Consider the following 281-nt stretch of genomic DNA (forward strand, 5'->3'; position numbering starts at 1 on the left):
CGTTTCGATATTGGCCTCAACAGCAGTAAGCGGATGTATCTCACCGCCTGTCAACGAATCTAGGTAGCCTTTGACTCGTTTAAACTGGTCACCATTGATGATTCGCGAATAATCTGGATTGTTTTCAATATTAGGATAGTGTTTTTCCATCCATGCTTTTGCCAAACTGATGAACTGCTCATGATATTGACGTTGAATCAACACATAGTCAGGGGCAATGCAGGTTTGACCAGCATTTAATGTCTTGCCCATCATCACACGATTAACCACCGACTCTAGAT

Annotated in this window: 1 protein-coding gene; it reads right to left on the reverse strand. The window is 42.3% G+C overall.

The window, feature by feature from the left end:
* Window positions 1-281, reverse strand: a 281-nt coding sequence (locus AAEZ22_RS18340) for an aldehyde dehydrogenase family protein (protein ID WP_352298459.1), incomplete at both ends; no start/stop codon positions are given.

This window comes from Pseudoalteromonas sp. 20-MNA-CIBAN-0454 (assembly GCF_040308685.1).
GTDB lineage: Bacteria > Pseudomonadota > Gammaproteobacteria > Enterobacterales > Alteromonadaceae > Pseudoalteromonas > Pseudoalteromonas nigrifaciens.